The organism is Nocardia sp. NPDC046473 (assembly GCF_040645995.1).
Lineage (GTDB): Bacteria > Actinomycetota > Actinomycetes > Mycobacteriales > Mycobacteriaceae > Nocardia.
The window spans coordinates 71,796-86,205 of sequence record NZ_JBEYZJ010000006.1 but is presented as its reverse complement, the minus strand read 5'-3'; the positions used below and the strand labels follow the sequence as shown (position 1 = coordinate 86,205).

Sequence of the window (14,410 nt, the reverse complement as noted above, 5' to 3'; positions counted from 1 at the left end):
GACCGGCCAACTCACCCAGCGCCGCACCGCCAGCCGCCAACGCCACTGGCACTCAGTCTGGCCTGAAGACGCGGAGAGGCGGGGGGGAGCTACCGCTCGACGATGGCGACGACGCCCTGGCCGCCCGCGGCACAGATGGAGATCAGCGCGCGGCCGGATCCCTTCTCCGCCAGCAGCTTCGCGGTCGAGGCGACGATGCGTCCGCCGGTCGCGGCGAACGGGTGGCCCGCCGCCAGCGAGGAGCCGTTGACATTGAGCTTGCTGCGGTCGATCGAGCCGAGCGCCCCGTCCAGGCCGAGCCGCTCCTTGCAGTAGGCGTCGGACTCCCACGCGGACAGCGTGGCGAGCACCACGGAGGCGAACGCCTCGTGGATCTCGTAGTAGTCGAAGTCCTGCAGGGTCAGGCCGTTTCGGGCCAGCATCCGCGGCACCGCGTAGGTCGGGGCCATCAGCAGGCCGTCCGGGCCGTGGATGTAGTCGACCGACGCGACCTCGCTGTCGACCAGGTTGGCCAGCACCGGCAGGTTGCGCTCGGTGGCCCATTCCTCGCTGGACAGCAGCACCGCGGAGGCGCCGTCGGTCAGCGGGGTGGAGTTACCCGCGGTCATGGTGGCGTCGCCCGCCTTGACGCCGAACACCGGCTTGAGGGTGGCCAGCTTCTCGACGGTGGAGCCGGGACGCAGGTTGTCGTCGCGGGTCAGCCCGAGGAACGGGGTGATCAGGTCATCGAAGAAGCCGCGGTCGTAGGCGGCGGCCATGTTCTTGTGCGACAGGTAGGCCAGCTCGTCCTGCGCCTCGCGCGGCACGCCGAATTCCTTGGCGGTGATCGCGGCGTGCTCGCCCATGGACAGCCCGGTGCGCGGCTCGGCGTTGCGCGGGATCTCGATGCCGAGCATGCTCGGGCGCAGCTGGCCGACCAGCTTGAGCCGGTCCTTGTTGGACTTGGCGCGGTTCGCGTCGAGCATCCACTCGCGCATGCCCTCGCTGACGCCGATCGGGGCGTCGGACGTGGTGTCGGTGCCGCCGCCGATGCCGGCTTCGAAGCGGCCCTGGGCAATTCCGTCGCCGACGGTGACGATGGCCTGGAGGCCGGTGCCGCAGGCCAGCTGCAGATCGTGGGCCGGGGTGTACGGGCTGAGCTTGCTGCCGAGCACGCTCTCCCGGATCATGCCGTGCTCGCCGACCCGCTTGAGCACGGCGCCGCCGACCACCATGCCGAGCCGCTCGCCCTGCAGGCCGAAGCGGCTGACCAGGCCGTCCAGCGCGGCGGTGAACATGTCCTGGTTGGAGGCGTGCGCGTACGCCTTGTCGGAGCGAGCGAACGGAATCCGGTTGCCGCCCACGATCGCGACCGGGCGGGTGGTCTTACCGGTCTTGGCGGTGCTCTTCGCCGAACGGGATTTGGTTGTCACTCGAGTCTCCAGGTCTCGTTGGGGATGTTCGGCGCTCCGGAGTCCGCGTGGAAGTCTCCACTGATCGGCGCCCCGTCGCGGTTGGTTTACATTAAACTTACTCTGGAGTAAGTTTGTTGTCGACACCGTACCCCCGCAAATGTGCGTGAGCAGACCAAATGCCGGGGGAACCAGCAGACCCGAGAACAGCATCGCGGCGTGAGCGACAGTCCCGGAGGCGGTAGCTTGCGTAACCACACGGCAGGGACCGTGCACGCCGCCGGCCACCCGGCGGCGTGAGCATCAGTCCCGAAGGCGGTAGCTTGCGTAACCACGCAGGGACAGCGAGCGCCGCAAAATCCAACACAGAAAAGGTAGGAACAGTGGCAGCCAGCAAGAGCAAGGGTGCGCCCAACCTCTACGGATCGTTCGTACACTCCTCCCCGGGTCAGTTCCTGGCGAGCAAGCTCGGGCTGCCGCAGCCGGAGAATCTGCGTCGCTACAAGCAGGGCGAGCCCGCTCTGCCCGGGCCGGTGCTGCTCGGCGGCAAGGGCCGGGTGGCCGAGCCGCTGCGCACGCTGCTGACGGACTACACCTTCGCCGATTCGGCAAGCGCCGGAACCAAGTTCGGCGCGCTGGTGTTCGACGCGACCGGCATCGGGTCGATCGAGGATTTGTCGCAGCTCTACGAATTCTTCCAGCCCGCCATGCGCAGCATCGCCGCCTCCGGCCGCATCGTGGTGATCGGCACGACCCCCGAGCTGGCCTCGACGGTGGACGAGCAGATCGCCCAGCGCGCGCTCGAGGGCTTCACCCGCTCGGTCGCCAAGGAGCTGCTGCGCGGCGCCACCGCACAGCTGGTCTACCTGCACCCCGAAGCCTCGACCGGCGCGACCGGCCTGGAGTCGACGCTGCGCTTCCTGCTCTCGGCCAAGTCGGCGTTCGTCGACGGCCAGGTCATCCGGGTCGGCAAGGACGACGCCACCGCGCCGGCCAGCTGGGACCGCCCGCTGGACGGCAAGGTCGCCGTGGTCACCGGCGCCGCGCGCGGCATCGGCGCGACCATCGCCGAGGTATTCGCCCGCGACGGCGCGACCGTGATCGTCGCCGACATCCCGGCCGCCGGTGAGGCGCTGTCGCAGACCGCGAACAAGGTCGGCGGCACCGCGCTCGCGCTGGACGTGACCGCGCCCGACGCCGCCGAGAAGCTGGCCGAGTTCGCCACCGAACGCTTCGGCGGCATCGACATCATCGTGCACAACGCGGGCATCACCAGGGACAAGCTGCTCGCCAACATGGACGAGGGCCGCTGGAACTCGGTGCTCAACGTGAATCTCGCGGCGCCGCACCGGATCACCGAGGGCCTGGTGGCCCGCGGCGCGCTGAAGGACGGCGGCCGGGTGATCGACGTGTCCTCGATCGCGGGCATCGCGGGCAACCGCGGCCAGACCAACTACGGCGCCTCCAAGGCCGGCGTCATCGGCATGGTGAACGCCGAGGCGCCGAAGCTGGCGGAGAAGGGCATCACCATCAACGCGGTGGCGCCCGGCTTCATCGAGACCGCGATGACCGCCGCCATCCCGCTGACCACCCGCGAGGCGGGCCGGCTGATGAGCTCGCTGCTGCAGGGCGGGCAGACCGTCGACGTCGCCGAGACCATCGCCTTCTTCGCCAGCCCGGCGTCGAACGCGGTGACCGGCAACATCGTTCGCGTCTGCGGGCAGAGCCTGATCGGAGCATGATGACGCAAGTGATCTCGCTGAAAGAGACACCGAAGAACGGCCCGCTGTACCTGAAGGCCGCGCTGGGCGCGATTCCGCTGCCGCTGGTTTCGGGTCGTAAATCGACGCTGCCGGATCGGTCGAGTCAGCTCGACGGCCTGCGGGTGGATCCGGATCACCTGGCCGCCTACTGCCGGGCGACCGGGCTGCGGTTCGGCGATGCGCTGCCGCTGACCTACCCGTTCATCCTCACCTTCCCGATCGTGATGCAACTCGTTGTGCAGCGTGACTTTCCGTTCGTCGCGGTCGGCGCGGTGCACGCGGAGAACCTGATCGAGCGGACCCGCGACATCTCGGTGAGCGAGCCGCTGGATATCAAGTCGCACATCGAGAATCTGCGCGAGCACCCGAAGGGGCTGCTCGTCGACGCGATCAGCGAGATCAGCGTCGGCCGGGAGCTGGTCTGGCGACAGGTCACCACCTTCCTGCACCAGCAGCGCACCTCGCTGTCGGGCGGGCCGAAGCCCGAACCCAAGCCGGAGGAGGCCGCGCCGCCGCCGCTGCGCACCTGGCGGATCGATCAGAAGACGATCAGCCAGTACGCCGCCGCGTCGGGCGACCACAACCCGATCCACATTTCGTCGTTGGGCGCCAAGGCTTTGGGCTTCCCGAAGCCGATCGCGCACGGCATGTGGTCGGCCGCGCACATCCTCGGCACGATCGAGGGCCGGGTGCCCGGCAAGGCCACCTACGCGGTGAAGTTCGGCAAGCCGATCTTCCTGCCGTCGACGGTGAACGTGTACGCGGATCAGGTGGCGGGCGGCTGGGATCTGGCCGTGCTGAACCCGAAGAAGGGGTTCCCGCACCTCACCGCCACGCTGCGTTGAGGTAGTGAACGGACACCGGAGCCGCACCCGATCAGGGTGCGGCTCCGGTCGTTTCAGCTACGCGATGTGCGCGGCAAACGGTTCAGCAGCTGCAGTCGCAGCAGCCGCAGCAATCGCAGCAGCTGCAATCACAGTCACCGCAACCACAATCACAACCGCCGCAATCGCAGTTGTTGATCCACGGTTGCTTGCGTTCGCCGGTGCACGGCTGGGTGTGTTCAGCGAAGCAGGCGTAGCCGGTGCAGTACGAGCCGAGGATGAGGGTGAGCGATTCGCTCAGGCCGGGGCGCTGGCCCGTACGCCGCGAGTGCATTTGCACGTCGGCGTGGTCGTGGGATACCCCGCAGGTATGGCCGACTACCGTGCCGATGCCCTGGCCGAGCTTGCGCAGCACCGACGCCAACGGGTCGAGCAGCATCCAGCGGACGGTGGGTACCGCGTCCAGCTCGGCTTGTGCAACGGCTTCGCGCAGTCGCGAATCCGATTCCCGCAGTAGGTCGTACGCCTGCGGCATGGTGGTGCCGGTGGCGGCGAGCGGATTGAACCGGCCGCGCGTCAGGTCCTGCTCATAATCCTGCACGGCATCGGCGAGATGCGCGATCCGGCCGAATTGCCAACCCGCAGTGCGCAATGCGTCGACATTCTCCGGGCGATCGGCCAAAACCGCTGTGTGCGCGAAGAACTCCGATGCGCAGAGCTGGGTCGGCGCGGTCAATCGCGCCAGCGCATCCGTCCCTGCGCCCGCGGCCTGCTCCAGCTGCGCCTGCGCGTTCAGCGCGGCGATGAGCGGCGCCACATCCAGGCCGATCCGCTGTGCGCTCACCTGCGCCTGCCCGGCCCATCGACTCGCGGCCTTGGCCATCGGCGTACGAGCCAGGACGGCAGCATCACCATCGTCCACATGGTCACGAACCTTGGCCGACGCCAACAACAGTGACGCCGTAGCGGCCAGCCGCACACCGGGTGAATTCGCGGACGCCACCGACGCACGCTGCATCCCCCGCAGTGCACACCGTCCCGCCGTCGTGCGCTCGACCGCGCCCGCGGACTGCACCTCGGTAAGCATGCTCAACACGATCGCATCGACATTAGTTGTCGCACGGGCCAATTGGCCGTGCCCATCCCGTAACCCCAGACACAGCCCGCACATATGCGTGCGCCACTCGGCCGCATCGATTCCATACTTCGCCGCGCCGTGCGAACACGGCCTGAGCAACCCGAACAATTCCGCCCCGTTCTCCCCCGGCTCGTCCTGGTCGGAGCCGGTCTTGCGCTTGATGATCTCCGAACTCTGGCAGGCCGTTAACCACGCGGCAACCGCTACACGTCGATCACCCACAACGGCGAGCCGGAACGCCGCGGCGTCGCCTACTCCGCCTTCTTACGTCCCGCCAGACCGCGCCACGCGAGATCGTCGAGCAGGTCGACGGCCTCGGCGACCTCGATGCGGCCGCTGGCCACCCGATCCGCGATGGCCTCGCCCGCGCCGATCACGGCGACCGCGACCACGTCGAAGTTGGTGCCGGGTTCGGGGTGCTTGGCGCTGGATTCCAGCAGCTTCGCGGTCAGTTCGATGACGCGCTCGCGGGCGTTCTCGATCTCGGACGCGAACGCTTGCTGGCCGATGGCCTGCCGGTAGAGCACCTGCCAGGAGCGGCGATTGCGGTCGACGAATCCGAGGAAACCCTCCAGCGCCACCCGCACCTGTTCGTGCGGCGACAGCTGCGGATTACCCGCGGGCACCACCGATTCGATGAAGCGCAGTCCCTCGCGCTGGATGCAGGCGCGGAACAGTTCATCCTTGGAGCCGTAGTACAGGTACAGCATCGGCTTCGATATCTTCGCCTCGGCGGCAATGGCATCCATCGACGTATCGTGGAAGCCTTTCCGCGAGAACACCTCGACGGCGGCATCGAGCATCTGCTGCTCACGAACCGCCCGAGGAAGTCGCTTCGTTCCGCCCGCCATCCACTCTCCTACCAATGGTGAAGCTCATATATTACTCCAAGGTAAGTTCCGCGGGTCGTATTTGCTCACCAGTCGCGGAAACAGTGCCTCAGCAGCGCGGAAGCGCGCCCTTGAAGGTGGCCATGCGCAGCACCGACGCGTCCACCCGCGCGGCCGGTAAGCGGCCCGCCGCCACGGCCTGCTCCAGTTGATCGAGCACGCTGGATACCGCATTGGTGCTGATCCACAGCGCGTTGTCGGCGCCGGCGACCAGCGCGGCCTCCACTGCGTCCGCGATGGACAAACGGCTGGTGATCGCGGCCATGCCACTGAGGTCGTCGGTGAAGATCGGGCCGTCGAACGGCGCGGCACCGTAACCACTTCCGCCCCGCAGCAACGCCATCACCTGCGGGCTGATGCTCGCGGGCACGTCGGGGGTGGTGAGGCCGGGAACGTCGAGATGGCCGACCATCACGCCCGCGCCGGATTTGATCAGGTTGCGAAACGGGACGAGATCGACATTCTGCAGGTCCGCCAGCGGCGGCGTGCGGACCGCGCCGCGATGCGAATCGCCCGAGCCGGAGCCGTGACCAGGGAAGTGCTTCAGCACGGTGCCGACGCCGGCCTCGCGCATGGCCCGGATGTAGGCGTCGGCGTACTTGGTGACCACGGCGGGATCGTCGGAGAAGGAACGGTCACCGATGACGGAATCGTCGGGCTGGCTGCTCACATCGCTGTCCGGCGCGAAGTCCACCGTCACACCGAGGTCCTTCAACGCGCGACCCCTGGTCAACGTGGCGTCGTGGAACTGCTCGGCGGTCATGGTCTGCGCCGTAGACCTGGCCGACGGCGCCTTGCCGATCAGGCTGCCCACCCGGGAGACGCGGCCGCCTTCCTCATCGATGGTCACCATGAGCGGCACCTTGGCCGACTGCTTGACCTGGTCGAGCTGGCCGGTGGTCAGCAGTGAGAGATCGGTCCAGCTGCCGACGAAGATGCCGCCGACCTGTTCGGTCCGCACCACGTTCGCGGCATCGGCGTCGCCGGTGATGCCGACGGTCAACAGCTGCGCCAGCTTCTGCCGCAGCGTGAACTGCGCGAGATAGCCGGCCGTGCAATCCGGTTTCGCGGATGTTGTTGCCTGCGTGGGCGATACGGACGCCGGCACGGGATTCGCCGCCCGGGACGGCGTGGAGTCGCCGCCACCGCCGCTCGAGCAGGCGGTCGCGACGGCGGCCAGCACGGCGAGCATGAGCAGGGGCGTCTTCCGCATGGACGTCAACCGTACAGAGCGCTTGCGAGGCGCGACTGCGCGAGGCCGCACTGATCGGGCGGTAGCACAACACCGGCGAGTCGGCCTGCGTGGTTATCCGAACTGGGTGTTGCGACGCGAGATCGATTCCGCGCGGCAGCAGGTGGGCCGCTCTCGGTCAAGGTAGCCTTATTCAACAGCCGTGAGTCTCCCACCAGGAGGTCACCATGCCCTGCGATCTGATGCTCATCGCCTATGACGGGTCCGAGAACGCCAAGCGGGCCATCGAGTACGCCGGGCGGTTCCTCAGCGCCGACCGAGCCGTCGTGCTGACCGCGTGGGAGCCGATGGTGCGCCAAGCCGCTCGCCTGTCCGGCCTGTCCGGGGTGATGCAGCCGGAGTGGGTGCCCGACGAGGAGATCGAGGACGTCGCCTACGTAGACGCCCGCACCATCAACACCGAGGGCGTCCGGCTGGCCAAACTCGCCGGACTCAATGCCGAAGCGCGCACCGCCGAATGCACGACGACCATCTGGAACGCCATCGTCGAATGCGCCGACGACCTGGACGTCGACATCATCGTCGCAGGCACCCGGGGCGCCACCGGCATCCGCGCCCTGATGCACAGCAGCGTCGCCGACGCGGTCCTCAAGCACTGCCACCGCCCGGTCCTGATGGTCCCGCCAGGCAAGGAACCCGTCGCCAAAACGGGCTAGCACCGAGTGGAGTCGTGAGGGCGCTCACGGGTAGGCCGCGGTGGGGCCGCACGGGGCTAGGGTCGAGAGACTATGGATGGTTTCCTGCTTGCTCAGCCGGACGAGGTGGTCCGAGCATCCGGCAGCCGGGTCGCGTTCGATGCGGCAGATCGGGCGGTGGCCGCGCTGCGGGACGGCGCGACGATGATCGTCGGTGCGCTGCCGTTCGATCCGCGTAAGCCCGCCGCGTTGAGCGTGCCCGAGCGGGTGCTGCACACCGCGGGGCCGTGGCGGCCCGCAGCGCTGCCCGACCTGCCCGCCGTGCGGTTCGTCACCGAAATCCCCAGTGCCGCTGAACATATCGCGCGGGTGACGAAACTCGTTGAGCAGCTGAAGGATCCGGCCCAGCCGCTGCGCAAGGTGGTGGCCGCGCGGTCGGTGGTGGCAGAGGCCGCCGACGCGCTGGCGCCCGAACTGGTCGCGGCCCACCTGCTGACGCGGCATCCGCACGCGAATGTGTTCGCGGTCGACCTGACACCGGCCGGGCGCACCGGCGCGACGCTGGTCGGCGCGACACCCGAGGTGCTCATCGCCAAGCACGGCGACACGGTCACGCTGCGGCCGCTGGCGGGCACCGCGCCGCGCCGCGCCGATCCGGACGCCGATGCGGCACAGGCCCGAGAACTGCTGGCCAGCACCAAGAATCGCGACGAGCACGCCTTCGTCATCGAGTGGATTCGGGACAAACTCGCCCCCGTCTGCGCCGAACTGTCCATCCCCGACGGCCCGGAACTGATCAACACCCACGAGGTCTGGCACCTCGCCACCCCGATCACCGGACGGCTGCGCGACGCTTCGACCACCGCCCTCGACCTGGCGCTGCTGCTGCACCCCACTCCGGCCGTCTGCGGCACCCCGACCGGGCTCGCGCTCGACACGATCGCCGATCTGGAGGAAGACCGCGGCTTCTACGGCGGCGCGGTCGGCTGGTGCGACGCGAGCGGCGACGGGGCGTGGGTGGTCGCCATTCGCTGCGCCGAATTGTCGGCCGACGGACGCACCGTGCAGGCCTACGCGGGCGGCGGCATCGTCGCCGCCTCGGACCCCAAGACCGAACTCGACGAGACCACCGCCAAGCTGCGCACCCTGCTCGGCGGCCTGCACTGTGCCATCCCGACACACTGACCCGGCGCGCTCGACGTCTGCCGTCCGCGCGGGCGGCTGATAGCGCCGTCCATCCGCTGTGATCGCCGCCCCAGCCGCGTCACCTGCCGGGAATCGGCGGGCTGAACGCACCGGATAGCGGACCGGGCTGCTAGGTTGACCGGGAATGTGCCTGCATCGATGTATTGGAGTGCCGCAATGAAGTTTGCTGTTCCAGGTGTTGCGAGTGCTGTCGGCGGCGCCGTACTCGGCGTGATCGCGGTGCTCCTCGTCACGGTGGCGGTGCAGCAGAACTCGCGTCCGGACATCGACCGCAGCGGTGACAAGGACTCCGCGTTGCTGAACAACGTCGAGTACGGCAGTCGCTGAGCTGACCCCCGCTTCACCTGCCGACTCGCTCCGACCGGCGGCGCGGCGGCACAGCGCGGCCTCGCGCATTCGCGACTCGCAAACGCTCTCTACCGCGCCGCTGGGTAGACGCTGGTTCCTCGCGTCGGTGCTCGCGGCGTTCCTGCTGACCTTTCTGCAGACGCCGGGACGCACGGTCGCCGACACCAAATACGACCTGGCGCAGAATCCGCTCGGCTTCCTCGCACGCGCCAGTCATCTGTGGAGCAGCCAGGCTCCGATGGGCCAGGTGCAGAACCAGGCCTACGGCTACTTCTTCCCGCACGGCGCGTTCTTCTCCCTCGGCCACGTACTCGGCCTGCCCGCCTGGGCCACTCAGCGCATCTGGTGGGCATTGCTGCTGCTCGCCGGGTTCTGGGGCATCATCCGGCTCTGCGAGACCCTCGGCGTCGGCACCCGCGGGTCGCGCATCATCGCGGCGGTCACGTTCGCGCTGTCGCCCCGCGTGCTCACCACGCTCGGCTCGATCTCCTCGGAGACACTGCCGATGATGCTGGCGCCGTGGGTTTTGCTGGCGCCGGCGGCGTTGGGCATCAGCTACCGGAATCGGCGGCGCGCGGTCGGTCTACCGGCAACAGGGGCGGACTCGGATCGCACACCGGACAACTCTGGACAGGCACCTGCTGGACGCGAGCGACGCGGCGGAGCCGAATCGGCGGCCGGCAGCGCGCTGGCACTCGCGCTGATGGGGTCGGTCAATGCCGTGGCTACGGTCGCGGCGTTCTTGCCCGCGCTGCTGTGGTGGGCGTCGTACCGGCCGAATCGGGAGTGGTGGCGATTCACCAGGGCCTGGGTTCCGTTGCTGGTGCTCGCCACGTTCTGGTGGGCGGTGCCGCTGCTGCTGCTCGGCAAGGTGAGCCCGCCGTTCCTGGACTACATCGAATCGTCCGGCGTGACAACGCAATGGGCCTCGCTCGCCGAGGTGCTGCGCGGCACCGACAGCTGGACGCCGTTCGTCTCGCCGGAGCGCATCGCGGGCGCGGTGCTGGTGACCCAGCCCGCGGCGGTGCTCGCCACCGGGCTGCTCGCGGCGGCGGGCATGGCGGGGTTGGCGATGCGGTCCATGCCGTACCGCGGGCGGCTGACGCTGATCCTGTGCGTCGGGCTGGTCGGCATCTGCGCCGGATACGTCGGCGAGCTCGGTGGGCCGTTCGCGGAGTCGGTGCGGGTCTTCCTGGATTCCGGCGGTGCGCCGCTGCGCAATGTGCACAAGCTGGAGCCGCTGATCCGAATCCCGTTGGTGCTCGGCCTCGCTCAGCTGCTCGCCAAGGTGCCGCTACCCGCCTCGGTGCCGATGCCGGTGTGGCGCAGCGCGTTCGCGCATCCGGAGCGGGATCGTACCGTCGCGGTGGCCGCGCTCATCCTGACCGCGCTGACCCTGTCCACCTCGCTGGCCTGGACCGGCAAGCTGGCCCCGCGCGGCGCCTACGACCACGTGCCCGCGTATTGGCAGCAGACCGCGGACTGGTTGCACCACAACGCTTCCGATACCCGCGCGCTGGTCGTGCCCGGCGCACCGTTCGGCAGCCAGGTGTGGGGGCTGACCCGCGACGAGCCGCTGCAGGCCTTGGCCAGTACGCCGTGGGCGATCCGCGATGCGGTGCCGCTGAACCCGCCGGGCACCATCCGCGCGATGGACTCGGTGCAGCGGCTGATCGCCGACGGCAGGCCCTCGGCCGGACTCGCGGCGACGCTGGCCGGGCAGGGCATCGGAATTCTGGTGCTGCGCAACGATCTCGATCCGGAGACGTCGCGGTCGACCCGGCCGATGTTGGCGCACAGCGCGATCGACGGTTCGCCCGGCTTGACGAAGGTGGCCGAGTTCGGCGATCCGATCGAATCCAAGGTAATCGCCGAGGATCTGGTCGCCGACGGCGATCTGCGGCCCGCGTACCCGGCGGTCGAGATCTACCGGGTGCAGACACGAACCCCGGGCACGCCGACCGAGGTACGCAGCGGAACCGGTGCGCCACAGTCGTTCCCCGGCGCGTACACGGTGCCGCTCGGCGCAGTACCCGTTGTGCAAGGCGGGCCCGAAGTGCTCGAACGACTGCATCGCGATCCGGGAACCACCGACACCCCCACCCTGCTCGCCGCCGACGCGGCCCGTGCCGGACTGCCGAGCGGGCCGGTGACCATCACTGACACCCCGATGGACCGGGAGTCCGACTTCGGTCGCGTCGACAACCACAATTCCGCCGTCCGCGCCCCCGACGACGCCCGCCGCACGCACAACCTGGTGCCCGACTACCCGGTGCCCGGCGCCGAACTGGTGCGCGGGGAATGGTCGGGCGCGACCACCACCGCGTCCAGCTCGGCCGCCGACGCCACCCAGCTCGGCGGGGCCGCACCGGGCAGCTCCACCGCGGCCGTCGTCGATGGCGATCCGGCCACGGCCTGGATCAGCAACGGCTCCGAACACGCTCTCGGACAATGGCTTCGGCTGGACCTGACACAGCCGATCCGGGTCGGCCAGCTGACCTTCACTACCAGCGCCGCCGCCATCGGCGACCCGGTGAAGTGGGTCGAGGTGCGTACCGCCAACGGCACCGTGACCAGTCACATCCCCGAACCCGGTAAGCCGGTGTCGGTTTCGCTGCCCGCGGGCAAGACGCAGTGGGTCACCATCACCGCGATCCGCACCGAAACCGGCAAGAGCGGTGGGCAGTTCGGCATCAGCGAGCTCACGCTGGACGACTACGCCGACCGCGAGCAGCCGGTCCGCGTCGACATCCGGCACCGAACCGTACTCCCGCCGACGCAGGCGGGTGCGCAGGTCCGCGGGTGGGATCTCGGACAGGAATTCCCCGGGCGCAGTGCGTGTTTCGATTCGCCGAACCGAGTGCGCTGCAGCAAGGCCCTGGCCTTGGCGCCCGAGGAACCCGGCGCCTTCGAACGCACGCTCTCGGTGCCCGAAGCCATGTCCGTCACGCCCGAGCTGACCGTCCGGACCAGGCAGGGCCCCGCGCTGGAGGCACTGCTCACCGACCACGACCGCCCGGTCGCCAGGGGCAAGGCCGACGTCGGCGACCTGCGCGGCGCCGCGTTCGCCGCGACCGACGGCGATCCGCGGACCAGTTGGACCGCGCCGGAGGACTCGGTGCGGACCCTGACCGGCGCCAAGCCGACGCTGACCATCGAACTGCCCGAGCCCGCGCTGGTGACCGGTCTGGAACTGACTCCATCGCTCGGTGGCTTACCTGCCGCACCCACCTCGGTGGCGGTCAATCTCGGCGACGGTCCACAGGTGCGCGAGCTGGATAAGCGCGATCCCGGCACGCCGACTCGAATTTCCTTGCACCCCTACGTGACCGATCGCATCGAGCTCAGCATCCAGTCCTGGCAGCCGGTCCTGGACATGACGGCGCTCGGCTTCGTGCAGTCGCAGCCGCCGGGCCTGGCCGAGGTTTCGGTGCTCGGTCCGGACTATCCCGCGCCTGCGGCACTCGACCGAGAGATCACTGTCCCGTGTGAAATCGGACCGACCATCAACATCGACGGACAGCTCCGGCGCACCACTGTCACCGCTACCGCGGACCAACTGCGCTCCGGCGCCCCGGTTCCCGCGCACCTCTGCGCGGATGACGCTCCGCTCCAGCCTGATTCGCTCGCGCTGTCGCGGGGCCGCGCCGACGTCACCGTCGGGCCGACCGATCTGTTCTCCGTCGACCGACTCCGCCTCGACCGCACCGGGTTCGCCGCACCGGCCGAGCCGACGGCCGGAACTCGGCTGCTGGTGCTGCCGCTGAGCACGAACGTCGGCTGGCGCGCAACAACTTCCGACGGACGCGCCCTGGAGCCCGTGGTCATCGACGGCTGGCAGCAAGCCTGGCTGCTCCCAGCCGGCGCGACAGGGCCGGTCACCGTCTCGTTCCCCACCGATCGCTGGTATCGCCTCGGCATCTTCGGCGGACTGTTCCTACTCCTCCCGCTCATCGCATTGGCGATTCCGCGTCGCGCACGCACCGCGAAAACGGTTGCATCTAAGGCGGATACTCCGCCTGACCAGGCCGATACCGCCCTCGCAGATGAGGCAGACGGCGCTCCGGCCGCCGAAACGAATGCCGTTGGCGGCGTATCGGATTCCGCACCGCTGACCTGGGGCCCGCGCTGGCTCGGCACACTCGGCCTCGCGGTCGCGGCGACCTTGATCGCCGGTCCGGTCGGAACCATTATCGCCGCAGGCACACTCGCTGCTGCCCACTTCTATCCACAGATCGCACCGAGAGTGCTCGTCATCGTGGCGGGCGTCGGCACGGCACTGTCGGCAGCGGCGCTATCGACCGGCCCGTGGCGCGCTTCAGGTGGATACATGGGCGGCTCACTGTGGGCCCAACTGCCAGCTGTACTCGCGGTGATAGCCGTCGGCGTTGCCGCACTGCCACCCGGTCGGCCATTCGGGCTGCGCCGCAACGGACCTCGTTGATAATGTGACCCTGCGTGAGCTCCTGTGCTGAATGCGGTTTCGTCTACGACCTGACCCGCGCTACTGATGTCGCGCTGTTGGCCAGAGAGCACGCGGTGGAATACGCGGACCTACTCCTCACCGATTCGCCGAAACTACGGCAGCGACCGGACGCCGACACCTGGTCCCCACTCGAATACGCCTGTCACATGCGGGATGTGCTGTTCATGCAGCGGGAGCGCGTGCTGGCCGCCCGCCGTACGGATACGCCGGAGACCGCGCCGATGGGCCGCGACGAGCGGGTCGAGCACGACGGCTACGCGGACCAGAAGCCGTCCGATGTCGGCCGCCAACTCCGCGACGCCGCACTGCTGTTCGCCAATGTGCTCGACCGACTGGACGCCGAGGACTGGGAACGGACGCTGATCTTCAGCTACCCGGAGCCGGAAAAACGTTCGCTGCGCTGGCTCGCGCTGCACACCCTGCACGAACTCCGCCACCATCTGCTCGACATGCACCGGCAGTTGGATACCTGACCGG

11 protein-coding genes are annotated in these 14,410 nt (G+C 69.0%); 7 read left to right on the top strand and 4 right to left on the bottom strand.

What is annotated here, in order from left to right; all coding sequences use genetic code 11:
• Positions 1–89 precede the first annotated feature (89 nt).
• Positions 90–1,412: an acetyl-CoA C-acetyltransferase gene (locus ABZ942_RS21900; protein ID WP_357384734.1), complete on the bottom strand. Its 1,323-nt coding sequence runs from the start codon at positions 1,410–1,412 to the stop codon at positions 90–92.
• Positions 1,413–1,774: 362 nt separating this feature from the next.
• On the opposite strand from ABZ942_RS21900, the gene ABZ942_RS21895 reads away from it, so the two are divergent.
• Together ABZ942_RS21895 and ABZ942_RS21890 are read left to right on the top strand one after the other, a co-directional pair.
• Complete coding sequence (locus tag ABZ942_RS21895) at positions 1,775–3,133, top strand: 3-oxoacyl-ACP reductase (protein WP_357384732.1); 1,359 nt, start codon at positions 1,775–1,777, stop codon at positions 3,131–3,133.
• Positions 3,130–3,999: a MaoC/PaaZ C-terminal domain-containing protein gene (locus tag ABZ942_RS21890; RefSeq protein ID WP_357384730.1), complete on the top strand. Its 870-nt coding sequence runs from the start codon at positions 3,130–3,132 to the stop codon at positions 3,997–3,999. Before ABZ942_RS21895 ends, ABZ942_RS21890 begins: the two co-directional genes overlap by 4 nt.
• Before the next feature lie 82 nt (positions 4,000–4,081).
• Here the strand turns inward: ABZ942_RS21890 and ABZ942_RS21885 are convergent, their stop codons facing one another.
• The 3 genes from ABZ942_RS21885 to ABZ942_RS21875 form a co-directional block, all read right to left on the bottom strand.
• A complete protein-coding gene (locus tag ABZ942_RS21885) occupies positions 4,082–5,338 on the bottom strand; it encodes a DUF5685 family protein (protein ID WP_357384728.1) in 1,257 nt (418 codons plus the stop codon).
• A 29-nt stretch (positions 5,339–5,367) separates the two neighbouring features.
• Positions 5,368–5,967, bottom strand: a complete 600-nt coding sequence (locus tag ABZ942_RS21880) for a TetR/AcrR family transcriptional regulator (protein ID WP_357384726.1) — start codon at positions 5,965–5,967, stop codon at positions 5,368–5,370.
• Between the two features lie 88 nt (positions 5,968–6,055).
• On the bottom strand, positions 6,056–7,219 hold the full coding sequence (locus ABZ942_RS21875) for a glycoside hydrolase family 3 N-terminal domain-containing protein (RefSeq protein WP_357384724.1): 1,164 nt from the start codon (positions 7,217–7,219) through the stop codon (positions 6,056–6,058).
• A gap of 206 nt (positions 7,220–7,425) precedes the next feature.
• Between ABZ942_RS21875 and ABZ942_RS21870 the strand changes: the two genes are divergently transcribed.
• From ABZ942_RS21870 to ABZ942_RS21850, 5 genes are all read left to right on the top strand, one after another.
• A complete protein-coding gene (locus ABZ942_RS21870) occupies positions 7,426–7,914 on the top strand; it encodes a universal stress protein (RefSeq protein WP_357384722.1) in 489 nt (162 codons plus the stop codon).
• A 72-nt stretch (positions 7,915–7,986) separates the two neighbouring features.
• Positions 7,987–9,078, top strand: a complete 1,092-nt coding sequence (locus tag ABZ942_RS21865) for an isochorismate synthase (RefSeq protein WP_357384720.1) — start codon at positions 7,987–7,989, stop codon at positions 9,076–9,078.
• A 177-nt stretch (positions 9,079–9,255) separates the two neighbouring features.
• Positions 9,256–9,426: a DUF2613 domain-containing protein gene (locus tag ABZ942_RS21860; RefSeq protein WP_357384718.1), complete on the top strand. Its 171-nt coding sequence runs from the start codon at positions 9,256–9,258 to the stop codon at positions 9,424–9,426.
• Between the two features lie 127 nt (positions 9,427–9,553).
• The gene (locus ABZ942_RS21855; RefSeq protein ID WP_357384716.1) at positions 9,554–13,891 is read left to right on the top strand and encodes an alpha-(1->3)-arabinofuranosyltransferase; all 4,338 of its coding nucleotides are present in this window, start codon (positions 9,554–9,556) and stop codon (positions 13,889–13,891) included.
• Positions 13,892–13,986: 95 nt separating this feature from the next.
• Entirely contained in the window at positions 13,987–14,406 is a 420-nt protein-coding gene (locus tag ABZ942_RS21850; RefSeq protein WP_357385849.1) for a DinB family protein, read from the top strand.
• Positions 14,407–14,410 lie beyond the last annotated feature (4 nt).